Below are 23,904 nucleotides of genomic sequence, written 5' to 3'. Positions count from 1 at the left end.
GATGTGATTCCCGGTTTATGTGTTTCAGCGGTCGGATGGGGGCCACGACCTAATTGTAACTGGCGAAAACCTTCTGTCCCCCGGGCCCGAAGGCGATGACCTTGTAGGGCTGGCGATGGTTGCCATGCTCCATTCCGGGCGACCCCATCGGCATGCCCGCAACAGCGAGGCCGGTGACGCCCTTGGGTTTCGTCTTGAGCAGGCGCGCGACATCGGCGGCGGGGACATGGCCTTCGATGACATAGCCCGCGACGATCGCGGTATGGCACGATTGCAGCGCGACGGGGACTTTGTACTTCGCCTTGACCGCGGCCATGTCGGCGGCATTGACCACCCTGATCGTAGCGCTCAGGCCCTTTTGCGCGTGCGCCGCCCATTGTTCGCAGCAGCCGCAGCCGGGATCGCGGAACATCGTGTAGGTCGCTGCCTGCGCCGCGGTGGTGCCCGCGGCGGCGAGCAATGCCGCCATCACGGTCGTCAAACGCCTGATCCGAATATTTGCCATGATATGCTCCTGCGATGGGGGTTAGTGGGTGTGGCCGTCGGCGCCATGGTCGGCATGGGCGGCGGGTGTCGGCATCGCGCCCTCGCCGGCGGCATCATGATGCGAGCCTGCCATGCCTTCCATCATTTCGTCGTGGTCGGCGGGGGCGCTGGCGACGAGACGATCGTAATCGGCCTGCGACATGCCCGGCAGTTTCTGCACGAAGGCAACCATGTTCCAGATGAGCTCATCATTGTGCGTCACGCCCCAGGCAGGCATCGCGGTCATCTTGATGCCATGCTTGATCGCCCAGAACTGCTCGCCCGGTCCATGTTCGGGCTCGCCCTTGAACACCGGCGCCTTGGGATAGAGGCCCTGGCTCAGTTCGGTCGGCGCCATGCCCGGCGCAAGATGGCAGCCGGTGCACATTTCGGCATAAAGGCCCGCACCGGCGGCAATACGTTCGGCACTGCCGAGATCGGCAGGAGGCTTGATATCGCCTGCGCGGACCGCGATCGAACGCTCGCGCATGTGCTCGATCATGGCCGTGGTGCCACTCGCGTGGTGCGCATCGGCGCCGATATTATAGACGCCCGCGTAAATGAAGATCGCGCCAAGCACGAGGACGACGATCGATGCCACGCCGATGAAATGCGGGCTGGGCAGATGGTAGCGGTGGTCGAATTTGCGCAATGGCTTCATGTCAGGCTCCGGGGTCGCGGTCATCGCTTTACCCTTTCGAACAGCTCAACGAGCTCGTCGAATTTCGCGCGTTGTTCGGCCGGGTCGCCCGAACCGATCGCCTCGGCGACACAACAGGCGGCGTGGTTTTTGAGGATTTCGCTTTCGGCTTTTGCCAGTGCCGCCTTGACCGCCTGGATCTGCGTCAGGATGTCGATGCAATAGCGATCGTCTGCAACCATTTGCGCGACGCCGCGTACCTGCCCTTCGATCCGCTTGAACCGATTGAGCGTGCTGGTTGAGTGGTGAGCCATCGAAATCCCTGCTTGTAAATACCCTAGGGGGGTATATATGCGCAGACTTGCAGGAGATTACAAGCGTGATGTTAAACGACCCGTATGACCGCCGCTCGATATTGCGCGCTTCCGCGCTGTTCGGCGGCCTTGCCTTGACCGCTCCCATGCCGGCCTGGGCGCGCGGCGCCAACCTGGCGCATGGTACCGTCCGCCAGGGATTCGATCAGGTCTCTGGTGCGTCGATCGATCTTGCGATCGGGGAAGGCATGTTCGCGACCGGCGGGCGTGTTGGCCATGCGTTTGCGGTCAATGGCTCGGTGCCCGGCCCGCTGATCCGCCTGCGCGAAGGCCAGGAGGTCACGCTCAACGTCACCAACAACCTCGCGATCGACAGCTCGATCCACTGGCACGGCATTCTGCTCCCGTTCCAGTTCGACGGCGTGCCGGGCGTCAGCTTTCCGGGCATCAAGCCCGGCGAGACCTATACCGCCGCCTTCAAGGTGCGCCAGAACGGCACCTATTGGTGGCACAGTCACTCGGGCCTGCAGGAACAGGCCGGCCATTACGGGCCGATCGTCGTAGATCCCGCCGGCGCCGACCCCTATGCGGCGGACCGCGACTATGTCGTGCTGCTCAGCGAATTCACGCCGATGCATCCGCACTCGATCATGGCCAAGCTCAAGAAGGGCGATGCCTATTTCAATCATCAAAAGACGACGCTGACCGACGATTATCCGCTCTCGGCCGCGGACCGGCTGATGTGGGGCAAGATGCGGATGATGCCGACCGACATCCTCGACGTGTCGGGTTCGACCTACACCTATCTGCTCAACGGCCACGGCCCCGACGACAATCACGAACTGATGTTCCGCCCCGGCGAACGCGTCCGGCTGCGCTTCATCAACGGCAGCGCGATGAGCTTTTTCAACATCCGCATTCCCGGCCTCGCGATGACCGTCGTTGCCGCCGACGGGCAGAATATCCGCCCGGTCGAGATCGACGAATTCCAGATCGGCACCGCAGAAACCTACGACGTGATCGTCGAACCGACGCGCGAACAGGCCTTTGCGATCGTCGCCGAGGCGATGGACCGTTCGGGCATGGGCATTGCGATGCTGACCCCGGCGGCCGGCATGCGTGCCGCTGTGCCCGCGCTGCGCGAACCGATCCTGCTGACGATGGCCGACATGGGCATGGGCGGCGGTCATGGCGATATGCAGATGGGCGGCGCTCCTGCTGCCGACCCGGCGATGGATCACGCTGCGATGGGGCATACGCCCGCACCGGCCGCCAAGCCCGACGACGCGATGGGCGATATGGCGGGGGGCGATATGGCGGGGGGCGATATGGCGATGCGATCGATGGCGGGCATGAACATGCGCGACACGTCGATGCTGCCGCCGCAAGTCAAGGTCGGCCCCGGCCTCGACATGGTCGCGATGAACCCGCAGGACCGCACGGGCTATCCCGGGCTCGGTCTCGACAAGGTCGACCACCGCGTCCTCAATTATCGCCAGCTGTCTGCACTCGAAGCCAACACGGACCGGCGCACGCCCAGCCGCGCGATGGAAATCCACCTCACCGGTAACATGGAACGCTTCATGTGGTCGTTCGACGGCAAGAAGTTCGCCGCGGTGTCGGAGCAGCCGATCCGCTTTGCCTATGACGAGCGGGTCCGGGTCAAATTGATCAACGACACGATGATGGTGCACCCGATCCATCTCCACGGCCATTTCTTCGAAGTCGTCAATGGCCAGGATCCCGCGCACCAGCCGCGCAAGCACACCGTCAACGTCCAGCCGGGTAGCAGCGTTACCTTCGATCTCACCGCGAACGAGCCCGGCGACTGGGCATTCCACTGTCACTTGCTGTTCCACATGCACGCCGGGATGTTCCAGATCGTCACCGTTGAATCCCCGACGGGAGCAAGCGCATGAAAACGCTGATCACGATCCTGATGCTCGGCGTCGCGAGCCCGGCGCTGGCGCAGCACAGCGGCCATACGATGACGATGCCGATGCCCGCTCCGGCGAAGAAGCCGGCTCCGGCTCCGGCCAAGAAGCCCGCGCCCGCACCGGCGAAGAAGCCGGCGGCCCCTGCCAAGAAGGCTGCGGCTCCGGTCAAAAAAGCGCCCGCTCCGGTCAGGAAACCGGCGCCCGCCAAGCCGAAGGCTGCCGCCCAGGCTCCGACGACGCCCACTGCGGCGATGGACCATGGCAGTATGGGCGAGGCGATGCCGATGGGTGACGCGATGGATCCGACGATGCCGATGGACCAGATGGATCACGGGGCGATGGACCATGGAGCGATGGACCACGGCGCGATGGACCACGGGGCGATGGATCCCGCGATGGCGATGGACCATGGAGCGATGGATCACGGGGCGATGGATCCCGCCATGCCGATGGATCACGCCGCAACGGGCGGCGATGCGATGGCCATGCCGGTCCCGCTTGCGCCGATCCCGCTTGCGCCGCCACCTCCCGAGGCTGGCAGCGGCCCGGCGCGCGCCGCCGAGGCGATCTACGGAGCCGAAGCGATGCGCGAAGCACGCGAGGCGTTGAAGCATGACACCGGCGGTCAGTCCTTTGCCTGGTTCATGGCTGACCGCGCCGAATACCGCGCGCGCCAGGGCCGCGACGGCTATTTGTGGGACGTCCAGGGCTATTATGGCGGCGACATCGACAAATTCTGGTTCAAGAGCGAGGGCGAAGGCAGCTTCGGCGAAAAGCCCGAGCAGGCCGAGGTCCAGGCGCTGTGGAGCCACGCGATCGGCCCCTGGTTCGACCTCCAGGCGGGCGTGCGGCAGGACCTGGCAGGTCCCGACCGGACGCACGCAGTCATCGGCGTCCAGGGGCTGGCGCCCTATCTGTTCGACATCGACGCGGCCGCATTCCTGTCGAACAAGGGTGACGTCACCGCGCGGATCGAGGCCGAATACGACCAGCGCATCACGCAGCGCCTGATCCTCCAGCCGCGCGGCGAGGTCAATCTGGCCGCTCAGGACATCCCCGCTCTCGGCATCGGCGCCGGGATCGACTCGCTCGAACTGGGCGTGCGCCTGCGCTATGAATTCGCCCGCGAATTCGCGCCCTATATCGGCGTCGAACAGGAATGGAAGCTTGGCGGCAGCGCAGATTTCGCGCGCGCAGCCGGCCACGACCCCAGCGTTACCAATTATGTCGCGGGCGTGCGCTTCTGGTTCTGATGGCGCAGCTGGTGCGTCAGGCGATCCACAGCCGCAGGAGGTAGGCGACCGCCCCCAATGCGGCGACGCTCGCGACCCAGATGAGGACGAGCCAGCCGAGCCGCTGCCACAGCGGCCGGGCATCGCCGCGATCGCCGCCCTCGAGTTTCGGTTCCCAGCGCATCAATGCCGGCCCATCAGTGATAGCCGTCGGCATCGACCTTGCCGCGGAACACCCAGTACGCCCAGCCGGTATAGGCAAGGATCACGGGCATGATGATCGCGACGCCGACGAGCATGAAGACCTGGCTGCGTTCGGGCGCGGCGGCGTCCCAGATCGTCAGCGCATTGGGCACGACATAGGGCCAGATCGTCACGCCGAGCCCCGCCATGCCGAGCAGGAACAGCCCGAGTGACAGCCAGAAGGGTGTCGCCTCGCGCCTTTTGGCCAGCGCGCGGATCAGCTGCCACGCCAATATCCCCGTCACGATCGGTACCGGCGCGGCAAAGGCGAGCGCGGGCATCGACAGCCAGCGGGCGCGATAATCGGGGTGAAGGCCGAGATTGTAGAGGCTGACCGCCGCCATCAGCGCCAATGTCGCAAAGGCGGCATAGCGCGCGAGGCGATAGGCATGGTCCTGCCCGCGCCCTTGCGTCTTCCACACCAGCCAGCACGAGCCGAGCAGCGCATAGCCCGCAACGGTGCCGAGCCCGGTGAGCAGCGTATAGGGCGTCAGCCAGTCGAACCAGCTGCCGGCATAGGCGCGGTCGGCGACGGTGATCCCCTGCAGCAGCGCGCCGAGGACCATGCCTTGGCTCAGCGCCGCGACGAATGAACCGCCGCAGAACGCGAAGTCCCAGAAGCGGCGGTGGCGCGGATCGCGCCAGCGAAATTCGAACGCCACGCCGCGAAAGACGAGGCCGAGCAGCATCGCGATGATCAGCGGATAGGTCGCCGGCAGGACGACGGCATAGGCGAGCGGAAAGGCTGCAAGCAGGCCGCCACCGCCAAGCACGAGCCAGGTTTCGTTGCCGTCCCACACGGGCGCGATCGCGTTCATCGCGGCGTCGCGCTCTTCACCCACCTGAAAGCTCGGGAAGAGAATGCCGATGCCGAGGTCGAAGCCGTCCATGACGACGTACATCATCACGGCAAAGGCAATGATGAACGCCCAGATGACGGTCAGGTCGAAATTGGCGGTCATCACGCGTCTCCCGTCGGCGGGTCGATCGGGCGCTCGCGCGGCCCCTGCGCAGGCCCCGGGGTGATCCCCGCCGTCCGCGTCGGGCCACGCTCGGTGCGCTTGACCCCCATTTCGCCGGTGTGCGGCGAGGAGGCCATCAGGCGCAATATGTACCAGACGCCAACGCCGAACACCGCGCTATAGACGATCGCGAAGGCGGCCAGGCTGACCGCGACAGCGGGCGCGCTCAGCGGGCTGACGCTGTCGGCGGTGCGCAGCAGGCCATAGATGGTGAATGGCTGGCGACCGACCTCGGTCGTCGCCCAGCCCGCGATCACCGCGACAAAGCCCATCGGCGCCATGACGATCGCCGCGCGGTGCAGGCCGCGCCAGTCGTACAGCCGCCCGCGAGCGCGCGCGAACAGGCTCCACAGGCCAAGGCCGAGCATCGCGAAACCGATCCCGACCATGATGCGGAAGGTCCAGAAGACGATCGCAACGGGCGGCTGGTCGGCACGCTTGATCGTGTCGAGACCGGCGAGCGGGGCATTGGGATCGTGCTTGAGGATGAGCGACGAGGCCTTGGGAATGCCGATCGCATAGTCGAGCCGCTGGTTGGCCTGGTCGGGAATGCCGAACAGGTACAATGGCGCGCCGTCGGGGTGGCTCTCGAAATGCCCTTCCATCGCCATCACCTTGGCCGGCTGATACTCGAGCGTGTTGAGCCCGTGCAGGTCGCCGACGAAAATCTGGACCGGCGCGACGAGCGCGGCCATCCACATCGCCATCGAGAACATCTTTCGCGCGTGCGCATTGCCCTTGTCCTTGAGCAGATGCCACGCACCGACGCCGCCGACGACGAGCGCGGTGGTCAGGTACGCGGCGATAACCGTGTGGACGAGGCGATAGGGGAAGCTGGGGTTGAACACGATCGCCCACCAGCTCGGTCCCGGCAGGAACTGCCCATTGGCGCCGATTTCATAGCCGACCGGCGTCTGCATCCAGCTGTTGACCGAGATGATCCAGAATGCCGACACCGCGGTGCCGAGCGCGACCATCAAGGTCGCGGCAAAGTGGAGCTTCTTGCCGACCTTGTTCATGCCGAACAGCATCACGCCGAGGAAGCCTGCCTCGAGGAAGAAGGCGGTGAGCACTTCATAGGCCATCAGCGGCCCGATCACCGGGCCCGCCTTGTCGGAGAACACCGCCCAGTTGGTACCGAACTGGTAGCTCATGACGATACCCGAGACGACGCCCATCGCGAACGCGACCGAGAAGATCTTGAGCCAGTATTTGAACAGGTCGAGATAGAGCGGCTTGCCCGTTTTGAGCCACAGCCCCTCGAGCACGGCAAGGTAACTCGCCAAACCGATCGAAAACGCCGGAAAGATGAAATGGAAACTGACGGTAAACGCGAACTGCGCGCGCGCGAGGATCAATGCGGTGGCATCGATGGTCATGGATCTCGGCACCTCCTGTGCCGTGCAGCCTGACTATAGGCTTGCCCTGCCCACGTCAAAGCGAACGGGGTGCAAACCGCTTCATCGCACTTGCACGCCGCGCAAGCAGCAAGCGCTGGTCGCGGGGAGCGAAGCGCGATAGGTTCGGTTTATGGGGGCCGACATGGAACGCATTCTCGTCATCGATGAAGGCACGACGTCGACGCGCGCGATCCTGTTCGGCGCCGACGGGCGCGAGATCGCGGTCGCGCAGCGCGATCTGACGCAATATTACCCTGCCCCCGGCCTCGTCGAGCACGACGCGACCGAGATCTGGGAGCGCAGCCTCGCCTGCGCGCAAGAGATGGTCGCTGCCGCCGGCGGGGCCGAGCGGATCGCCGCGATCGGCATCACCAACCAGCGCGAAACCGTCGTCTTCTGGGATGCCGTCAGCGGCGAACCGCTGTCGCGCGCGATCGTCTGGCAGGACCGGCGCACCGCCGACCGCTGCGCCGAGCTGCGCGCGGCGGGGCATGAGGACGCGGTCCAGGCAAAGACCGGGCTGCTGCTCGATCCCTATTTCAGCGCGACCAAGATCGCCTGGGCGCTCGACCACTGGCCCGCCCTGCGCGCGGCGGGCGATCGGCTGCGCTGCGGCACGGTCGAATCCTATCTCGTCTATCGCCTGACGGGGGGCTTGCACGTCAGCGACGCGACCAACGCGTCGCGCACCGCGTTGATGGACATTCATGCAGGCGGCTGGGACGACGGGCTGTGCGCGTTGTTCGGCGTGCCGCGCGGCATTCTGCCCGCAATCGTCGATTGCAGCGGCGCGATCGCGACGACCGACATTGCACTGTTCGGGGGCGCAATCCCGATCACCGGTCTTGCCGGCGACCAGCAGGCGGCGACGATCGGCCAGGCGTGTCTCGATCCCGGACAGGTCAAGGCGACCTTCGGCACCGGCGCCTTCGTCCTTGCCAATACCGGCGCCGCCGCACCCGTCTCGCAGCACCGGCTGCTGACGACAATCCTCCACCAGGCGGGCGGGCAGCGCTGCTATGCGCTCGAAGGATCGGTTTTCGTCGCGGGCAGCATGATCCAGTGGCTGCGCGACAGCCTCGGCATGATCGTCGACGCCGCCGAGAGCGAAAAGCTCGCCCGCTCGGTACCCGACAGCGGCGGCGTCGTCGTCGTGCCCGCGCTCGCCGGGCTCGGCGCGCCGCATTGGCGCCCAGATGTCAGCGGCGCAATCACTGGGTTGAGCTTCGCCAGCGGCAAGGCGCAGATCGTTCGCGCCGCATTGGAGGCGATGGCGCACCAGATGCGCGACCTTAAAACCGCGTTCGTCGGCGATGGCGCCGACTGGGCCGACCTCAGGATCGACGGCGGCATGGTTCGCAACGACTGGCTCGCGCAGGACCTTGCCGATGTCCTCGACCTCACCGTCGAACGGCCGCTCTATGTCGAAACGACCGCGATCGGCGCGGCAATGCTCGCGGCGACCGGTGCGGGGCTGTACCCCACGCTCGCCGCAGCGGCCAAGGCCATGCGCGGCGACGTCGAAAAGTTCGAGCCCGCAATGCCCGCCGCTACACGCACCGCGCGGCTGGCGGCATGGGACGGCGCACTCGCCAGCGTTCTGCGACGCGGTTTTAAGGTATAAGATGAACGACCGCTAACGACCCAGGAGCGGACGTTCACCCGCGAACGGATCTAGCTTGCGGAGCTCCGGCCGCCTTCGTATTGCGGACGACCGATTGGCAATCTCGCCAATACCGAAGGACCACCACATGATCGGACTGAGAGCGATACAGGAGGGCGTCGCAGCTCTCACCCTGTGCCTGACCATTGCGGGCAGCCCGGTTCAAGCGTGCGAGTTGCCCGCCGACAGACAGGCGCGCCTCGAAGCCGCAATCGACAGCGCCGTGGCCGAGGGCCGCGCCGCCGGCGTCTCGGTCGCCGTCCTGCACGACGAGCACTTGGTGTTCAGCCACAGCGCGGGTCTGGCCGACCTCGAGCGGAACGCCTCTGCGACATCGGCCACCGTCTACCGTATCGCCTCCCTGACCAAACAGTTCACCGCCGCTGGCGTCCTTCTGCTGGCCGAACAGGGTAGACTGTCGATCGATGACCAGCTGTCAGTTTACATGCCCGACTTCCCGAGAGCGGATGAGGTGACGCTGCGCGACCTTATCAACCACACGGCTGGTGTTCACAACTACACGGAATCCGACGCCGCCGACCGAATCAGTGACACCGGCGCGACCGTGCCAGAGCTGATATCTGCCATTGCCGGCCAAGACCCGCTTTACGACTTCGCGCCCGGCACAATGTGGCACTACAGTAATTCCAACTACGCCTTGCTCGGCGCAGTGATTGAGAAGGTTTCTGGCCAGACCTATGCGCAGTTCATGAAGGTCACTATCTTCGACCGCCTGGGCATGGCGGACACGGCCGTCGACGATAACGGCGCGATCGCGCCGCGACGCGCCTCCGGCTACAGCCTTACCGGGGGTCAGCCAGGCGCCTATCGCCATGCCGGCCATCTGGACATGAGTGTGCCTTACGCCGCCGGTGCCATACGCTCTACGGTCGCGGATCTCGCGCGTTGGAACGCCGCGCTTTACGGCGGACGGCTACTGTCAGCCGCTTCGCTTGCGCAGATGACTGGTCCCGGACTATTGCGTAACGGGGCCGAGACGCAGACGGCGGTCTACTGGCCGGGCGAGCCCGGCGTTCCGCCTGAGGGGCTGATACCAGGGCCGTATGCCTTCGGGCTGGACCATTACTCGATCAATGGTCACCGTGTGGTGGGACACAATGGCTCGTTGCCCGGCTTCGACGCCGTGATGAACGTCTACCCTGACGACGATATGACCATCATCGTCCTGACCAACACGAGCGGCGCCGCTGGCCAATTGGAATGGCAGTTGTCGCAGATTGTTCTTGACGCCCGCTGACGGTTGAAGCGGCCAAATTTGCCTCCAAGGCTTGGCGAGCGAGCGCCGCACCCGGCAGTTGTCATTCACACCCGCGATGCGGATGTCAGTAACCCACCCATCATCGGACGTTCGCCCTACAAACTATGTTCGGACCCCATGCCGCGAAAGCACACGAAGAAGGGCGGCCCGAGGACCGCCCTTTCGAATTTCTGCGATGCCTGAGCGCTTAGCGCTTGAGGCTGAGCCCGCCGAAACGCTTGTTGAAGCGTGCGACCTGGCCGCCAGCGTCGAGCATGCGGCCGTTGCCGCCGGTCCATGCCGGGTGCGACGTGGGGTCGATTTCGAGCGTCATCGTGTCGCCCTCTTTACCCCAGGTCGAGCGCGTCTGGTACTCGGTACCGTCGGTCATCTTGATGTTGATGGTGTGATATTGGGGATGCGTGTCGGTCTTCATGTCATGCTCCTGGGGCGGACCGGTTACCGACCGGCGCGCGAGAGATGGATCGCATTAAAAGCGGAAGCGGCCCCCTAGCGCGGAGCCGCGACCAATGCAAGTCGGCGAGAGTCTTATTCGGCGGCGTCAGCCCGCCGGGGCGTCGGCGATCATCGCGGTGAAGCTGCATTCGGACACGACCGCGCCATCGACCTTGGCCTGTCCCTTGAACTTGCACACGCGGCCCTTGTTCTGGACGATATCGACATGCAGGTCGAGCAGGCAGCCGGGTTCGACGGGCTTGCGGAACTTGGCGTTCTCGATCGCCATGAAATAGACGAGCTTGCCGCTGCCGCTTTCCGGGTCTTTCTCACGCAGCGACTGCATCGCGAGCACGCCGGCAGCCTGCGCCAGCGCCTCGATCTGGAGGACGCCGGGCATGATCGGCCGACCGGGGAAATGACCCTGGAAGAACTGTTCGTTCATCGTCACGCCCTTGACCGCGTGGATCGACGTGTCGGTCTCGTATGAAACGACCCGATCGACGAGCAGCAAGGGATAGCGATGCGGAAGAAGCGCGAGGATACCGCCAATATCGATCGTGTTCGCGGTTGCCCCGTTCCCGTCCGTACCGTCCGTGCTGCTCGTCATCGTAGGATCAGCGTCCCTGGGGCTGCGCTGCGGCGGGTGCCTGCCTCTGCTGCGCGTCCTTCTGCAACTTGCCGGGCTCGTAGCCAGCCGGCGGAACGATCCCGACGCTGGGCACGCGACGGTTAAGCTCGGCGACGACAGCATCGGTGATGTCGACATAGGGCTCGCGCGCCAGCACCGCTTGGGGCTGGATCAGCAGGTCGACCTTCTTGGCCGTCATCGCCGCTTTCACGGCAGCGTCGAGCTGGACGACGATCTGGTCCTCTACATAGGCGCGCGCAAGGAGGATCGGCTGGTTGAGTCGGCCAATCTCCTGCTGTGCAGCGGTCTGCTTGCGCTGCAACGCTTCGGCGGCGGGACGGATGCTCGCATCGGTTGCGCCTGGTGCCTTGGCAGCCGCGTTATATGCATCGACCGCCGGCTGAGCGTCGGCTTGGAGCTGGGCGGCACGGTCCTGGACCGCCTTGATCTGCGCGGCATAGGTGGTCTGCATCTGCGTCATCGCGGTGGTGAATGCGGCCGACTTGGTGACCGCGCCTTCGTAATCGGCGACCGCGATCGAAGTGCGCGACTGAGCCATCACGGCGGGAGCGGCAACGGTCATGCCGGCAAGGGTGACGCTGGCGAGGGCGGCGGCTTTGAACAAAGTTTTCATTAGAATTGGGTTCCTACGTTGAAGGTGAACAGTTTGGTGTCGTCGCCCTTCTGCGTTAGCAGGGCGCGCGCTATATCGATCCTGAACGGGCCGAAGGGTGAATTCCAGTTGACGCCGAAGCCGATCGAGACCCGCGGCTTGTACGAATTGCCGAAGAACTGCTCGGTAAAGGGCAGGATCGTCTGGAAACCCGTTGGGCAGCTGGTGAAGGGGCCGGCTGTCGCCGGGACAGGCGGATCGCCCGCCGAAGGCCTGACGGCGAATTGCGATGTACCATTGGCAATATCTCGGCAGACCGCCTTTACGTTGCCGTCGGTGTCGGTGAACGTATTGCTCAGGGTCGTCAGATTGGGCTGCTTGACCTTGAACAGCGAGCCGACGTCGAGGAAGACCGAGGGGCGCAGGCCAAGATCGCGCGCACCTGATCCAAGCGGAATCTCGACCTCGGCATGAGCGAGATAATAGGCGCTGCCGCCCAGCGAGTCATCCGACGCCGCCGAATTTGAAAAATCCACAACCGGGTTGGCCGGGTCGGTGACATTGACACTCGAATAGCGCTTCACGCGCGGTCCGACGCCGCGGATGTCGAAGCCGCGAAACTGCGGTTCGCCGAGAAAGAAGCGATCGGTCAGGCGCACGTCGTTGCCGCCATAGCCGAAGATATAGCCGGCCTCCGCGGTCAGGCCGAGGACGAACTGCCCGGTAAGCGGGATATATTTACCCGCATTGAGGCGCGATTTGAGGTATTTGACGCTCCCGCCAAGACCGGCAAAATCCTGACCGACGCTGACGAAATAGCCCGCGGTCGGTTTCAACCTGTTGTTCCGGTGATCGAGATTGAGCGTGTAGCCGACCAGCGATGTCGTGCGATTGCCGATCGCGTCGCACAGGAAACGCCCGGCGCGCAACGGATCGCACTGGCCGTTGAAGAAGTAGGTCGATTCGTCGAGCGACACGTTGTCGATGTTGAGCCGGTACTGCAGCGACGCGCTGAGATATTCGTTGAGCAGCGTGCCCGCCTGGACCGACAGGCCCGTCGTCGTCTGCTTGAACGTCGTCTGGCGATTGTTGTTGATGAAGTTGAACGAGTTGAGATCGCGGCGGTAGATGCTGCCGCCGAGCGAAATCGTCCGGTCGAGGAAATAGGGCTCGGTAAAGCTGATTTCGGCCGACTTGGAATAGGACGAATAGTTGACGCTGGCGCCGAGGATCTGTCCCTTGCCGCGGAAGTTCTTCTGCTGGATCGAACCCTGCAACAGGAAGTTCTCGATCGACGAGAAGCCGGCCGACAGGCTCAGCTGGCCGGTCGATTTTTCCTCGACATTGGCTTCGAGCACGATCCGGTCGGGTGAACTGCCCTCTTTCTGGTCGATCTTGAGGTCTTCCTGGAAAAAGCCGAGCGACTTGATGCGGTTTTCCGAACGCTTGAGCAGGAAGCTGTTGAACGCATCGCCTTCTGCAAGGCGGAATTCGCGGCGCACGACCTTGTCTTCGGTCAGCGTGTTGCCGTTGACGTCGATGCGTTCGATGTAAACGCGCGGGCTTTCGGCGATCTGGAAGGTGATCCCCATCGTCAGGTCGTCGGGGTTGCGCGTGTAGCGCGGTGAAACCTTGGCGAAGGCATAGCCGAACAGGCCGGCGGTTTCGGTCAGGCCGTCGACGGTGTCCTCGACGCGCTTGGCGTTGAACCAGTCGCCCGGCTTGATCTGCAGGCGCGATTCCATCGCCTTGTTGTCGAAGTCGCGGATCGAGCTGTCGACCGTCACATCGCCGAACTTGTAGCGTTTGCCCTCTTCGACGACATAGGTGATGATGAAATCCTGCTTGTCGCTGGTCTGCTCGGCGACCGCCGAAACGACGCGGAAATCGGCATAGCCTTGCGACAGATAGAATTCGCGAAGTTTGGCCTGGTCATAGGCCAGGCGATCGGGATCGTAGCTCGTGTTCGACGACAGGATCGAGGTCAGGCGCGCCTGCTTGGTCGCCATCTCGCCGCGCAATTTGCCGTCGGAAAACTCTTCGTTGCCGATGATGTTGATCTGGCGGACCTTGGACTTGGACCCTTCCTCGACGACGAAGATGACATCGACGCGGTTCTGGTCGAGCTTGACGAGCTTGGGCTCGACGGTCGCGGCAAAGCGGCCCTGGCGCTTGTACAGTTCGATGATCCGCGCGACGTCGGCACGCACCTTGGAGCGCGTGTAGATCTGCCGCGGTGCAAGCTTGATCTCGGGCCTGATCTTCTCGTCCTTGAGCCGCTTGTTGCCTTCGACCAGGATGCGGTTGACGACGGGGTTCTCGGCGACCTGGACGGTCAGGTTACCCGCATCGTCGCGGATCTGGAAATCGGTGAACAGCTCGGTCGCGGCGAGCTCCTTGAGCGCCTGGTCGAGCGCGGCGCGGTCGTAGCGATCGCCGACGCGCAGGGCGATGTAGGACAGGACGGTCTGCGCCTCGAGCCGCTGGTTGCCGACGACGGTGATGCTGCGGATGACGCCGCCGGGAACGGGCGCGGCCTCGGCGGGTGCGGTTGCAGGGGCAACCTGGACCGGCGTCGCGTCCTGCGCGAACGCCGCGCCGCTGCCCGCAAGCATCGATCCAGCCATCAGCAATGCCGCCATCCGGCGGATGTTTTCAGTCTTTTTATAGCCGCTCACGCGCTTGGACCCTCACATGCTTGAAAATTTGTGTCGCATTACCGACAAGCGGCCCGACAAGCCAGCCCCTTGCCCATGAAATTCAGCCTGCCAGCCCCGCCAATGCGTTGAGCCAGCCGAACGAATGCAGGTCGTTGAAGGTAAACAGGACCATGATCAGTGCGACGAAGGCGAAACCACCGCCGAACGCCCAGTCGAGCACCCGCCGGCTCGGCGGGCGCCGCAGCGTCGCCTCGATCGCGTAAAACATCAGATGACCTCCATCAAGCATCGGGATTGGCAACAAATTGATGAACCCGAGATTGATGGACATCAGCGCGACGAAAGATAGGAACGAAAAAAGTCCCAGAGTGACCTGTTCGCCCGATATCTTGGCGATCCTCAGCGGCCCGCCGAAATCCTTGACCGAACGGCGCCCCGACACGACCTGGCCGATCGTGCTCATCGTCAGCGACAATATGTCCCCCGTCCGCCCGATCGCATAGCCGGGCGCCTGCACCAGCGAGACGGGCGCGAGCTCGGCACCCGCGCGGCCGACGCCGATGATGCCGATGCGGTATTCGTTGCCGAAGCGGTCGCGCTCGATCGAGACGCGCGGGACGATGACGATCGCCTGCTGACGGCCGCCGCGTTCGATCGCAAGCGGCACCCGCTCGCCGGGGCGGTAGAAGATACCCATCTGGATATCCTCGAAACTGTCGACCGGCTTGCCCGCGACCGACACGACGCGGTCGCCGGGCATGATGCCCGCCTCCGCCGCCGCCGATCCCGGCTGGATCGTCTCGACGACCGGCGGGCTATAGGGCTGGCCATAGGCCATGCCGAGGCCGCCGATCAGCAGCAGCGCGACGATGAAGTTGGTCACCGGCCCCGCCGCGACGATCGCCGCGCGTTTCCACAGCGGCTGCGCGGGAAAGGTTTGCGCCTGTTCTTCTGGCGGCAGCTGGCGCCAGGCGGCATCGGGCTGGCTCGCGGGGCTCATGTCGCCGGCGAACTGGACATAGCCCCCCAGCTGCAGCCAGCCGATCTTCCAGCGCGTCCCGTTTTTGTCGGTCCAGCCGATGATTTCGCGTCCGAAACCGATCGAAAAGGCGTCGGCCTTTACCCCGCACCAGCGCCCGACCCAGTAATGGCCGTACTCGTGCAGGAAGACGAGCGGCCCCAAGACGAGGACGAAGGCGAGCAGGGTCAGCGGCAGGCCGGGCGCGTCAGGCATTGGCCGCTAGTCCGGTCAGGTCGGCGGCGCGGCGGCGCGCCTCGTCATCGATTGCGTAGATGTCGTCGAGCGCCGCGGGCGTCGCAGGCGACCAGTCATCGAGCGCACGCAGCGCGATCTCGGCAATGTCGAGAAAGCCGATTCTGCCGGCGAGGAAGGCGGCGACCGCGATCTCGTTGGTCGCGTTGAGCTGCGCCGGGCGTCCGCCGCCGGCCTTGGCCGCTTCGCGCGCAATGCGCGTCGCGGGGAAGCGCGTCTCGTCGGGCGCCTCGAACGAAAGACTGCCGATGCTGGCAAGGTCGAGCGGCTCGCACGGCGTATCGATCCGTCGCGGCCAGGCGAGCGCGCTGGCGATGGGAATGCGCATGTCGGGCGCGCCGAGCTGCGCGAGCGTCGATCGGTCGCGATATTCGACCATCGAATGGATCACCGATTGCGGGTGGACCAGGATCGCGATCCGGTCGAGCCCGACGGGGAACAAATGGTCGGCCTCGATCAGCTCGAGCCCCTTGTTCATCATCGTCGCCGAATCGACGCTGATCTTTGCGCCCATCGACCAATTGGGATGCGCGACCGCCTGGGCTGGCGTCATCGCGCGCATTTCGTCGATGCTCCTGGTGCGGAACGGCCCGCCGCTCGCGGTCAGCGTGATCCTCGCGACGTCGGCGATGTCGCTCCCCGCGAGGCACTGGAAGATCGCGTTATGCTCCGAATCGACGGGCAGCAGCGTCGCGCCCGACTCGCGCACCTTGGCCATCATCAGCGCGCCCGCCGAGACGAGCGATTCCTTGTTGGCGAGCGCGACGGTCTTGCCGCATTCGATCGCCGCCATCGTCGGGGCGAGCCCGGCACAACCGACGATCGCCGCCATCGTCACATCGGCGCCGCGTCGTGCCGCCTCGATCAGGGCGCCCTCGCCCGCCGCCGCTGCGATCCCGCTGCCCGCCAGCGCGTCGCGCAGTTCGGCTAGGCAGCTCTCGTCGGCGACGACCGCGATCTCGGCATCGAATTCGCGCGCCAGCGTCGCCAGCTCGCTCGCCTGGCAATTGGCGGTCAGCGCGACGACGCGCCATGCCTTGCGATCGCGGCGGACGAGGTCGAGCGTCGAGGCGCCGACCGATCCCGTCGCGCCGAAGATCGAGATGCTGCGCGGCACGCTCATAAGAACATGCCGAGATGGACAACCACACCGACGAACAGCACCGCGAGCAAGCCGTCGACGCGGTCGAACAGGCCGCCATGGCCGGGGATGAGCTGGCTCGAATCCTTGACCCCGGCGCGGCGCTTCATCCAGCTTTCGAAGAAGTCGCCCACCTGCGCGATCACCGCGGTCGCGATGCCGCCCGCGACCAGCACGCCAAGGCCGCGCATGAAGCGCGTATCGACGAGCGGCGCGAGGATGAAGATGAACACGAGGCTCGCGGCAATCGCCGCCCCGATCAGCCCCGCCCAGGTCTTGCTCGGGCTGATTGACGGGGCGATCTTGGGCCCGCCGAAGGTGCGCCCGGCGGCATAGGCGCCGATATCGATCGCCGCGACGAGCGCGATCACGCTGCCGACCAGCAGCATCCCGCGGTCGAATTCACGCAGCAGGACGAGCGCGGCAACAGCCACGCCGACATAGACGATCCCGCCGAGCAGCCACAGGACGCGTGCGACGCCGCTTTGCGCGATCTTTCCGGCGAGGCGGTTCCATTCCCACAGCACGCCGAGCGCGACCGCCGCGGCAAAGGCGGTAAAGACCAGCCCGCCGAGCCAGATCGCGAGGCCCGCGACGGCAATCATCACCACCGCCGATGCCGCGCGCACGCCGAGATCGGATTTTTTCGCGGTGCGCGCCTTGGCTGCGTCGTCGTTCATCTAGCGCCCTCCGAAACGGCGTTCGCGCGCCGCGAACCAGTCGAGCGCGGCCTTGAGCGCGTCGCCGTCGAAATCAGGCCATAGCATGTCGGTGAAATACATTTCGGCATAAGCCGCCTGCCACAGCAGGAAATTCGACAGGCGCTGTTCGCCCGAGGTGCGGATGACGAGATCGAGCGGCGGCAGGTCAGCGGTATCGAGCCGCGCGGCGACCATCGCCTCGTCGATGCTCGCGGGATCGATCGTCCCCGCGGCGGCATCGGTCGCGAGGCTCCGCGCAACGCGCGTGATTTCGTCCTGCGAACCGTAATTGAGCGCGACCGCGAGCGTCGTCGCCTTGTTGCCCGACGTGCGTTCGAGCGCGTCGTCGATGAGTTTGACGACGTCGGGTTTGAAGGCACTGTAATCGCCGATAATGTGGAGTTTGACGTCCTCTTCGGCAAATTTTTCCAGATCGGACAGGATGAAGCGCTTCATCAGCCCCATCAGGTCCGAGATCTCGTCCTCGGGGCGTTTCCAGTTCTCGGACGAAAAGGCATAGAGCGTCAGCGCCTCAAGCCCTTGGCGCTTGGCCGCGCGGACGGTCTTGCGGACCGCATCGACGCCCGCCTTGTGCCCTGCCGCGCGCGGCAAATGGCGGCGCTTCGCCCAGCGGCCATTGCCGTCCATGATGATGGCGACGTGGCGGGGGATGGAAATGTCAGCCATGTTCGTGCCGCAGGGCAAGGGAAACCGGGCAAGCCAAGCTCACTTGCCCATGATTTCCTGTTCCTTGGCGGTCGCGGCGGCATCGATGTCGGCGATCGTCGCGTCGGTCATCTTCTGGACCTCGGTTTCGAGCCGCTTGCGATCGTCCTCGGAGATTTCCTTCTTGGCCTCGTCGGCCTTGAGGTTGTCCATCCCGTCGCGGCGAACGTTGCGCACCGCGATGCGCGCCTTTTCGGCGTACTGGCCGGCGACCTTTGACAGCTCCTTGCGGCGCTCCTCGGTCATGTCGGGGATCGGCAGGCGAATGAGCTGGCCGTCGGTAACGGGGTTGAGCCCGAGGCCGGCCGAGCGGATCGCCTTTTCGACCGCGGTCAGGTTCGACTTGTCCCACACCTGGACCGACAGCAGCCGCGGTTCAGGCGCCGAAACGGTGGCGATCTGGTTCAATGGCATCTGCGCGCCGTAAACGTCGGCGGTGATCGGATCGAGCAGTGAGGTGTTCGCACGCCCCGTCCGCAGCCCGTTGAGGTCGTGCTGCAGCGAATCGACGGCGCCCTTCATGCGGCGTTCGAGATCGGCGGAGTCATATTTAGCCATGGTCGTTTTCCTCGTTGACGACGATCGTTGCAATCCCGTCACCCGCCAGGACGCGGGCAAGGTTGCCCGTTTCGCGGAAGTTGAAGACGACGATCGGAATTTCGTTCTCGCGGCACAAAGCGACCGCGCTGGCATCCATCACGCGCAGATTGTCGGTGAGGACGCGGTTGAAGGTGACGCTGTCATAGCGCTTGGCACTTTTGACCTTCTTCGGATCGGCATCGTAGACGCCGTCGACGCTGGTGCCCTTGAACAGTGCGTCGCACGACATCTCGGCAGCGCGCAGCGCCGCGGCGGTGTCGGTGGTGAAATAGGGATTGCCGGTGCCCGCGGCGAAGATGACGATGCGGCCCTTTTCCATGTGCCGCATCGCGCGGCGACGGATATAGGGTTCGCAGATGCTCGCCATCGGGATCGCCGACAGGACGCGGGTATCGACGCCGACACGTTCGAGCGCGTTCTGCACCGCGAGCGCGTTCATCACCGTCGCGAGCATGCCCATGTAATCGGCGCTGGTCCGGTCGAACCCCTGTTCGGACGCGGCAAGCCCGCGAAAGATGTTGCCGCCGCCGACGACGAGGCAGATTTCGTGCCCGGCTTCCTGCGCCTGTTTGATCTCGCCCGCCATGCGGTCGACCGTGGCGGGATCGATGCCGAACTGGCCCGGCCCCATCAGCGCCTCGCCCGAAAGTTTCAGCAGGATGCGTTTGAAGGCGGGGCGCGTCACGACGGTCGGGGTCCTCTCAGGCAGCGGTTCTGCGGGCGCTGCGTCCGACGCTGAATACAGCGATGGCGCGCGCCCTGTCGAGCGCACGCCATGCTGTTTCGCCTGCCCCGAGTCAATCTCGGGGGCGGCGCCAAGTCGTTATGATCAGTTGGCGCCGACGGCTGCGGCGACCTCTGCAGCGAAATCGGTCTCGGCCTTTTCGATGCCTTCGCCGAGCTGGAAGCGAACATAGTTCACCAGCGTGATCGATGCGCCCGCCTGCTTGCCCGCAGCGGCGACGACTTCGGCGATCGGCGTCTTGTTGTCGATCACGAAGATCTGCGACAGCAGCGCGTTTTCCTTGCGGAACTTGGCCATCGCGCCGTCGACCATCTTGCTGACGATCTCGGCAGGCTTGCCCGATTCGGCGGCCTTTTCTTCGGCAATCGCGCGTTCGCGGGCGATCAGGTCGGCGTCGAGATCGTCGCCGTTGAGCGCCAGCGGGCTGGCGGCGGCGATGTGCATCGCCAGCTGCTTGCCGAGCGGTTCGAGAACGTCGCTGCCGGCGCTGCTTTCAAGCGCGACGAGAACGCCGATCTTGCCGAGCCCGGGTGCGACGGCGTTGTGGACATAACCGACCACGGCGCCTTCGTTGACCGACAGGCAGGCCACGCGGCGCACGGCCTGGTTCTCGCCGATCGTCGCGATGTTCGCGTTGAGCTTGTCGGTGATCGACCCGCCGCCCGGATAGGCTGCGGCCTTGAGCGCCTCGACATCATCGCTGCCCTGTTCGAGCGCGACCTTGGTGACCGCTGCGACGAAGCCCTGGAACTGGTCGTTCTTGGCGACGAAGTCGGTTTCCGAGTTCACTTCTACCGCGGCGCCGCTGGTGCCGTCGGTCAGGATGCCGACCAGGCCTTCAGCAGCGGTGCGGCTCGATTTCTTGGCGGCGGCGGCAAGGCCCTTGGTGCGCAGCCAGTCGATCGCGGCTTCGATGTCGCCGTCGTTCTCCGACAGCGCCTTCTTGCAATCCATCATGCCGGCGCCCGAGCGCTCGCGCAGTTCCTTGACGGAGGCGGCAGTAATCTGTGCCATGGAATTTTCCTCGATTAATAATGCAACGGACGGGCGCGCGCGAATGCCCGATAGGCTCGCCGCGCGCCCGTAGCTTGGTTAGGCCTCGGCCTTGTCGTCAGCTGGCTTGGCAGCGGCCTTTTTCGGCGCGGCCTTCTTGGCAGCAGGCTTGGCGTCAGCCTTTGCGTCGTCAGCCTTTGCGTCGTCGGCCTTCTTGGCGGGAGCCTTCTTGGCAGGCGCCTTCTTGGCTTCTGCCTTTTCGGCAGGTGCCTCGGCCTTGGCCTCCTCGGCTACCGGCGCTGCGGCAGGTGCTGCTGCGGCAGGTGCCGCGGCTTCACTGATCGCAGGCTCGGCGACAGGCTGTTCGGCTGCGCCCAGATCGAAGCCGCTGGCGGCCATCTGGTCCTGGCCACCCTTGGTCGCGGCAGCGGCAATCGCTTCGCAATAGAGGCGGATCGCACGGCTGGCGTCGTCGTTCGCGGGAACCGGGAACGCGATGCCGTCGGGCGAGACGTTCGAATCGAGCACTGCAACGACGGGAATGCCGAGAACATTGGCTTCCTTGATCGCGAGCTCTTCCTTGTTGGCGTCGATGACGAACATGACGTCGGGAATGCCGCCCATGTCGCGAATGCCGCCGAGGCTGAGCTCGAGCTTGTCGCGACGGCGCGTCATCTGAAGGACTTCCTTCTTGGTGAAGCCCGCGGTGTCACCCGACAGCTGCTCTTCGAGCGTCTTGAACTGCTTGATCGACTGCGAAATCGTTTTCCAGTTGGTCAGCATGCCACCGAGCCAGCGATGGTTGACGAAGTGCTGGCCAGAAGCGCGCGCCGCATCGGCGATCGCGTCCTGCGCCTGGCGCTTGGTCCCGACGAACAGGACCTTGCCGCCGGCGCCGACGGTCTGTGAAACGAAGTCGAGAGCGCGCGCGAACAGCGGCACGGTCTGCGACAAATCGATGATGTGAATGCCGTTGCGCTGGCCGAAAATGTACGGCTTCATGCGCGGGTTCCAACGATGCGTCTGGTGGCCGAAATGTGCTCCGGCCTCGATCAATTGCTGCATCGTGACGACTGGTGCCGCCATAGTAGTTCTCCTTCCGGTTGGTCCTCTGGCGGGCAAGAACCGGACAAGACCTTAAATCAGGCCGTCCGGCACCGGTATGTGCGCCCACCATGTGGAATGGCGGGGCCGCTACCCCAAGCACCCCCGTGATGCAAGCCCTGTTTGGTGATTGACATAAGAACATAACGGGAACATACGCAGTTATCCAAAGGCCGTGGAACCGATTCGCCGGGCTGGCGTTATGGTTAACGGTCGCCGCCCAATCGATATTGGGCACGACGCTGAAAGGATCGCATGATGTTGAATGTCACGATTTCGCTGCTGTTTGCCGGGACGCTGATCGGATCGCTGGTAGCGATTGCGATGATGCTGTCGGCGAACGGCGCGCGGATCCTCAGCGCGCTTGCCGGCCATGGCGGCCTCGCACCGGTCGCGAGTGATGCGGTCGCCGCGCCGCGTCACGCGGCCGGACGCGCAACGCGCTTCAGGCCGGTGGTGCGGGCAGATCGACCCGTGCTTCGCGCCGCTGCCTGACCCTGGCGTAGCTGCGCACGCTGAACGGGATCAGCGCGATATAAATCAGCGAGATGACGAGCAGCGTCTCCCACCGTGCGGTGAACAGCGCCGCGCCGAGCAAGCCGACAAAGGCCAGGATTTCGAGCCGCCAGCTGCGCCGGATGCGCAGGCTGGTCCAGCTGTAGGTCGCGACGTTCGAGATCATCAGGAACGCGACGAGCAACACCCACGGCATGACGACATACCAGGCGCGGAAAATATCGAGGTCGGTGACCAGCCAGGCATAGATCGGGACGAACGCTATCCCCGCCCCCGCCGGTGCCGGAACCCCGGTCATGAACCCCGCCGACTTGTGCGGTTGGTCTTCGGCATCGATCGCGGCATTGAAACGCGCGAGACGCAGCGCGCAGCATACCGCGAGCGCCAGCGCGGCAGTCCAGCCGAACTTGGGCGCGTCGGACAATGACCACTGGAACATGACGATCGTCGGCGCGACGCCGAAGGCGATGACGTCGGACAGCGAATCGAGCTCGGCGCCGAAGCGGCTGTTGGCGCGCAGCAGCCGCGCGATGCGCCCGTCGAGCCCGTCCAATATGCCGGCGAAGATGATCGCCCCGATCGCCAGCTCCCAGCGGCCGTCGATCGCCATGCGTGCACCGGTCAGGCCGAAGCACAAGGCCAGCGCGGTAACCGCATTGGGGGTGATCGCGCGGAACGGGATGCCGCGGACGCTGCGCTGAGCGGTGTCGTCGCTCATGCCGTTCGGTTCGCCCGGGAAATCGTCATCGCGAAGCTCACTGGCCGGTGCCGAGCAGCTGCGGAGCCTGGCCGATGCGCGCGATGACGGTTTCGCCCGCGACGCTGCGCTGACCGAGCAGGACCGCCGGCTCGGTGCCGTGCGGCAGGTAGACGTCGACGCGGCTGCCGAAGCGGATCAGGCCGACGCGCTGGCCGGCAACGACCGCGTCGCCCGGACGGACCCACGGGACGATGCGCCGCGCGACGAGCCCGGCGATCTGCGTAAAGCCGATCCGCGTACCGTCGGCGCGTTCCATCAGGATATGCTGGCGCTCATTGTCTTCGCTCGCCTTGTCGAGGTCGGCGTTGACGAATTTGCCCGCGATATAGACGACGTTCTTGATCGTGCCGGTGATCGGCGCGCGGTTGATGTGGACGTCGAACACGCTCATGAAAATCGACACGCGCGTCATCGGTTCGTCGCCAAGCCCGTCGGCGCCCGCCATTTCGCGCGGCGGGGCGACCTTCTGGATCAGCGTGATGAGGCCATCGGCAGGCGCGACGACGAGATCGTCGTGCTGCGGCGTGACGCGTGCCGGATCGCGGAAGAAAGCGAACACCCACAGCGATATCCCCGCCATCAGCCAGCCGACGATGTCCCAGCCGAGCACGAACCACAGAAACAGCGTGATCGCCACCGCGATCAGGCCGAACTTGCGCCCTTCAGGGTGGACGGGGGGCCATTCCCATTTCACGCCGCGGCCTTCGCCATTCGAATATGTCGGTAATGTCATGGCCACGGGTCTAGTGGC

General features: G+C 65.0%; 24 protein-coding genes and 1 pseudogene. 5 read left to right on the top strand and 20 right to left on the bottom strand.

The window, feature by feature from the left end; genetic code table 11:
* Nucleotides 1–49: 49 nt before the first annotated feature.
* The 3 genes from FSZ31_RS07610 to FSZ31_RS07600 are packed head-to-tail and all read right to left on the bottom strand — an operon-like array spanning nucleotide 50 to nucleotide 1,479.
* A complete protein-coding gene (locus FSZ31_RS07610) occupies nucleotides 50–505 on the bottom strand; it encodes a DUF411 domain-containing protein (RefSeq protein WP_147122781.1) in 456 nt (151 codons plus the stop codon).
* Between the two features lie 21 nt (nucleotides 506–526).
* On the bottom strand, nucleotides 527–1,210 hold the full coding sequence (locus tag FSZ31_RS07605) for a c-type cytochrome (protein WP_236643719.1): 684 nt from the start codon (nucleotides 1,208–1,210) through the stop codon (nucleotides 527–529).
* Nucleotides 1,207–1,479, bottom strand: coding sequence for a metal-sensitive transcriptional regulator (locus tag FSZ31_RS07600; protein WP_147122780.1), 273 nt, complete (start codon nucleotides 1,477–1,479; stop codon nucleotides 1,207–1,209). The genes FSZ31_RS07605 and FSZ31_RS07600 overlap by 4 nt, the downstream gene beginning before the upstream one ends.
* Before the next feature lie 68 nt (nucleotides 1,480–1,547).
* Here FSZ31_RS07600 and FSZ31_RS07595 point away from each other — a divergent pair, with 68 nt between their 5' ends.
* A complete protein-coding gene (locus tag FSZ31_RS07595) occupies nucleotides 1,548–3,398 on the top strand; it encodes a copper resistance system multicopper oxidase (RefSeq protein ID WP_147122779.1) in 1,851 nt (616 codons plus the stop codon).
* A complete protein-coding gene (locus FSZ31_RS07585) occupies nucleotides 3,395–4,669 on the top strand; it encodes a copper resistance protein B (RefSeq protein ID WP_201739143.1) in 1,275 nt (424 codons plus the stop codon). The genes FSZ31_RS07595 and FSZ31_RS07585 overlap by 4 nt, the downstream gene beginning before the upstream one ends.
* Before the next feature lie 16 nt (nucleotides 4,670–4,685).
* Here FSZ31_RS07585 and FSZ31_RS07580 read toward each other — a convergent pair whose 3' ends face one another.
* From FSZ31_RS07580 to FSZ31_RS07570, 3 genes are read right to left on the bottom strand one after another with little or no spacing between them, the layout of a single operon-like run.
* Nucleotides 4,686–4,832: a DUF2474 domain-containing protein gene (locus tag FSZ31_RS07580; RefSeq protein WP_147122778.1), complete on the bottom strand. Its 147-nt coding sequence runs from the start codon at nucleotides 4,830–4,832 to the stop codon at nucleotides 4,686–4,688.
* 13 nt (nucleotides 4,833–4,845) lie between these two features.
* Nucleotides 4,846–5,853 carry a cytochrome d ubiquinol oxidase subunit II gene (gene cydB / locus FSZ31_RS07575; protein ID WP_147122777.1) on the bottom strand — a complete coding sequence of 336 codons (1,008 nt, stop codon included), beginning with the start codon at nucleotides 5,851–5,853 and terminating at the stop codon, nucleotides 4,846–4,848.
* Nucleotides 5,853–7,292 carry a cytochrome ubiquinol oxidase subunit I gene (locus tag FSZ31_RS07570; protein WP_147122776.1) on the bottom strand — a complete coding sequence of 480 codons (1,440 nt, stop codon included), beginning with the start codon at nucleotides 7,290–7,292 and terminating at the stop codon, nucleotides 5,853–5,855. Before FSZ31_RS07570 ends, cydB begins: the two co-directional genes overlap by 1 nt.
* 163 nt (nucleotides 7,293–7,455) lie before the next feature.
* Between FSZ31_RS07570 and FSZ31_RS07565 the strand changes: the two genes are divergently transcribed.
* Nucleotides 7,456–8,937, top strand: a complete 1,482-nt coding sequence (locus FSZ31_RS07565; RefSeq protein WP_147122775.1) for a glycerol kinase — start codon at nucleotides 7,456–7,458, stop codon at nucleotides 8,935–8,937.
* A 127-nt stretch (nucleotides 8,938–9,064) separates the two neighbouring features.
* Entirely contained in the window at nucleotides 9,065–10,234 is a 1,170-nt protein-coding gene (locus tag FSZ31_RS07560) for a serine hydrolase domain-containing protein (protein ID WP_147122774.1), read from the top strand.
* A gap of 208 nt (nucleotides 10,235–10,442) precedes the next feature.
* On the opposite strand, the gene rpmE is transcribed toward FSZ31_RS07560, so the two are convergent.
* From rpmE to rpsB, 12 genes and pseudogenes are all read right to left on the bottom strand, one after another.
* A complete protein-coding gene (gene rpmE / locus FSZ31_RS07555; RefSeq protein ID WP_147122773.1) occupies nucleotides 10,443–10,670 on the bottom strand; it encodes a 50S ribosomal protein L31 in 228 nt (75 codons plus the stop codon).
* Nucleotides 10,671–10,796: 126 nt separating this feature from the next.
* Nucleotides 10,797–11,300, bottom strand: coding sequence for a 3-hydroxyacyl-ACP dehydratase FabZ (fabZ, locus tag FSZ31_RS07550; protein ID WP_147122772.1), 504 nt, complete (start codon nucleotides 11,298–11,300; stop codon nucleotides 10,797–10,799).
* Nucleotides 11,301–11,307: 7 nt separating this feature from the next.
* Nucleotides 11,308–11,955, bottom strand: a complete 648-nt coding sequence (locus FSZ31_RS07545; protein ID WP_147122771.1) for an OmpH family outer membrane protein — start codon at nucleotides 11,953–11,955, stop codon at nucleotides 11,308–11,310.
* Nucleotides 11,955–14,576 (bottom strand): outer membrane protein assembly factor BamA, encoded by a 2,622-nt coding sequence (gene bamA, locus FSZ31_RS07540; RefSeq protein WP_147123239.1) that lies wholly within the window; start codon nucleotides 14,574–14,576, stop codon nucleotides 11,955–11,957. The genes FSZ31_RS07545 and bamA overlap by 1 nt, the downstream gene beginning before the upstream one ends.
* Before the next feature lie 118 nt (nucleotides 14,577–14,694).
* Complete coding sequence (gene rseP / locus FSZ31_RS07535) at nucleotides 14,695–15,828, bottom strand: RIP metalloprotease RseP (RefSeq protein WP_147122770.1); 1,134 nt, start codon at nucleotides 15,826–15,828, stop codon at nucleotides 14,695–14,697.
* Complete coding sequence (locus FSZ31_RS07530; protein WP_147122769.1) at nucleotides 15,821–16,990, bottom strand: 1-deoxy-D-xylulose-5-phosphate reductoisomerase; 1,170 nt, start codon at nucleotides 16,988–16,990, stop codon at nucleotides 15,821–15,823. Before FSZ31_RS07530 ends, rseP begins: the two co-directional genes overlap by 8 nt.
* Complete coding sequence (locus tag FSZ31_RS07525) at nucleotides 16,987–17,688, bottom strand: phosphatidate cytidylyltransferase (RefSeq protein WP_147122768.1); 702 nt, start codon at nucleotides 17,686–17,688, stop codon at nucleotides 16,987–16,989. The genes FSZ31_RS07530 and FSZ31_RS07525 overlap by 4 nt, the downstream gene beginning before the upstream one ends.
* Nucleotides 17,689–18,396: an isoprenyl transferase gene (locus FSZ31_RS07520; RefSeq protein WP_147122767.1), complete on the bottom strand. Its 708-nt coding sequence runs from the start codon at nucleotides 18,394–18,396 to the stop codon at nucleotides 17,689–17,691. It abuts the gene before it with no gap.
* Nucleotides 18,397–18,435: 39 nt separating this feature from the next.
* A complete protein-coding gene (gene frr, locus FSZ31_RS07515; RefSeq protein WP_147122766.1) occupies nucleotides 18,436–18,993 on the bottom strand; it encodes a ribosome recycling factor in 558 nt (185 codons plus the stop codon).
* Entirely contained in the window at nucleotides 18,986–19,720 is a 735-nt protein-coding gene (pyrH, locus tag FSZ31_RS07510; protein WP_147122765.1) for a UMP kinase, read from the bottom strand. Before pyrH ends, frr begins: the two co-directional genes overlap by 8 nt.
* A gap of 144 nt (nucleotides 19,721–19,864) precedes the next feature.
* Nucleotides 19,865–20,794, bottom strand: a complete 930-nt coding sequence (gene tsf / locus FSZ31_RS07505) for a translation elongation factor Ts (RefSeq protein WP_147122764.1) — start codon at nucleotides 20,792–20,794, stop codon at nucleotides 19,865–19,867.
* Between the two features lie 309 nt (nucleotides 20,795–21,103).
* A pseudogene (rpsB, locus tag FSZ31_RS07500) lies at nucleotides 21,104–21,859 on the bottom strand (30S ribosomal protein S2); the annotation flags it as partial.
* Between the two features lie 273 nt (nucleotides 21,860–22,132).
* Here rpsB and FSZ31_RS07495 point away from each other — a divergent pair.
* The gene (locus FSZ31_RS07495; RefSeq protein WP_161595984.1) at nucleotides 22,133–22,372 is read left to right on the top strand and encodes a hypothetical protein; all 240 of its coding nucleotides are present in this window, start codon (nucleotides 22,133–22,135) and stop codon (nucleotides 22,370–22,372) included.
* On the opposite strand, the gene FSZ31_RS07490 is transcribed toward FSZ31_RS07495, so the two are convergent.
* On the bottom strand, nucleotides 22,323–23,111 hold the full coding sequence (locus FSZ31_RS07490; protein ID WP_147122761.1) for a CDP-alcohol phosphatidyltransferase family protein: 789 nt from the start codon (nucleotides 23,109–23,111) through the stop codon (nucleotides 22,323–22,325). The genes FSZ31_RS07495 and FSZ31_RS07490 overlap by 50 nt on opposite strands.
* 37 nt (nucleotides 23,112–23,148) lie before the next feature.
* Nucleotides 23,149–23,886 carry a phosphatidylserine decarboxylase gene (locus FSZ31_RS07485; protein ID WP_147122760.1) on the bottom strand — a complete coding sequence of 246 codons (738 nt, stop codon included), beginning with the start codon at nucleotides 23,884–23,886 and terminating at the stop codon, nucleotides 23,149–23,151.
* Nucleotides 23,887–23,904 lie beyond the last annotated feature (18 nt).

Origin of the sequence: Flavisphingopyxis soli (assembly GCF_007995095.1) — a bacterium.
In the GTDB taxonomy this organism is placed as follows: Bacteria; Pseudomonadota; Alphaproteobacteria; order Sphingomonadales; family Sphingomonadaceae; genus Flavisphingopyxis; species Flavisphingopyxis soli.
Note: the sequence above shows the minus strand (reverse complement) of the source record. Positions and strands in the feature narration are given on the sequence as shown.

Coding starts and splice junctions, on each gene's coding strand:
- FSZ31_RS07610 (WP_147122781.1), bottom strand. CDS start 505: ATGGCAAATATTCGGATCAGGCGTTTGACGACCGTGATGGCGGCATTG.
- FSZ31_RS07605 (WP_236643719.1), bottom strand. CDS start 1,210: ATGACCGCGACCCCGGAGCCTGACATGAAGCCATTGCGCAAATTCGAC.
- FSZ31_RS07600 (WP_147122780.1), bottom strand. CDS start 1,479: ATGGCTCACCACTCAACCAGCACGCTCAATCGGTTCAAGCGGATCGAA.
- FSZ31_RS07595 (WP_147122779.1), top strand. CDS start 1,548: ATGTTAAACGACCCGTATGACCGCCGCTCGATATTGCGCGCTTCCGCG.
- FSZ31_RS07585 (WP_201739143.1), top strand. CDS start 3,395: ATGAAAACGCTGATCACGATCCTGATGCTCGGCGTCGCGAGCCCGGCG.
- FSZ31_RS07580 (WP_147122778.1), bottom strand. CDS start 4,832: ATGCGCTGGGAACCGAAACTCGAGGGCGGCGATCGCGGCGATGCCCGG.
- cydB (WP_147122777.1), bottom strand. CDS start 5,853: ATGACCGCCAATTTCGACCTGACCGTCATCTGGGCGTTCATCATTGCC.
- FSZ31_RS07570 (WP_147122776.1), bottom strand. CDS start 7,292: ATGACCATCGATGCCACCGCATTGATCCTCGCGCGCGCGCAGTTCGCG.
- FSZ31_RS07565 (WP_147122775.1), top strand. CDS start 7,456: ATGGAACGCATTCTCGTCATCGATGAAGGCACGACGTCGACGCGCGCG.
- FSZ31_RS07560 (WP_147122774.1), top strand. CDS start 9,065: ATGATCGGACTGAGAGCGATACAGGAGGGCGTCGCAGCTCTCACCCTG.
- rpmE (WP_147122773.1), bottom strand. CDS start 10,670: ATGAAGACCGACACGCATCCCCAATATCACACCATCAACATCAAGATG.
- fabZ (WP_147122772.1), bottom strand. CDS start 11,300: ATGACGAGCAGCACGGACGGTACGGACGGGAACGGGGCAACCGCGAAC.
- FSZ31_RS07545 (WP_147122771.1), bottom strand. CDS start 11,955: ATGAAAACTTTGTTCAAAGCCGCCGCCCTCGCCAGCGTCACCCTTGCC.
- bamA (WP_147123239.1), bottom strand. CDS start 14,576: ATGGCGGCATTGCTGATGGCTGGATCGATGCTTGCGGGCAGCGGCGCG.
- rseP (WP_147122770.1), bottom strand. CDS start 15,828: ATGCCTGACGCGCCCGGCCTGCCGCTGACCCTGCTCGCCTTCGTCCTC.
- FSZ31_RS07530 (WP_147122769.1), bottom strand. CDS start 16,990: ATGAGCGTGCCGCGCAGCATCTCGATCTTCGGCGCGACGGGATCGGTC.
- FSZ31_RS07525 (WP_147122768.1), bottom strand. CDS start 17,688: ATGAACGACGACGCAGCCAAGGCGCGCACCGCGAAAAAATCCGATCTC.
- FSZ31_RS07520 (WP_147122767.1), bottom strand. CDS start 18,396: ATGGCTGACATTTCCATCCCCCGCCACGTCGCCATCATCATGGACGGC.
- frr (WP_147122766.1), bottom strand. CDS start 18,993: ATGGCTAAATATGACTCCGCCGATCTCGAACGCCGCATGAAGGGCGCC.
- tsf (WP_147122764.1), bottom strand. CDS start 20,794: ATGGCACAGATTACTGCCGCCTCCGTCAAGGAACTGCGCGAGCGCTCG.
- FSZ31_RS07495 (WP_161595984.1), top strand. CDS start 22,133: ATGATGTTGAATGTCACGATTTCGCTGCTGTTTGCCGGGACGCTGATC.
- FSZ31_RS07490 (WP_147122761.1), bottom strand. CDS start 23,111: ATGAGCGACGACACCGCTCAGCGCAGCGTCCGCGGCATCCCGTTCCGC.
- FSZ31_RS07485 (WP_147122760.1), bottom strand. CDS start 23,886: ATGACATTACCGACATATTCGAATGGCGAAGGCCGCGGCGTGAAATGG.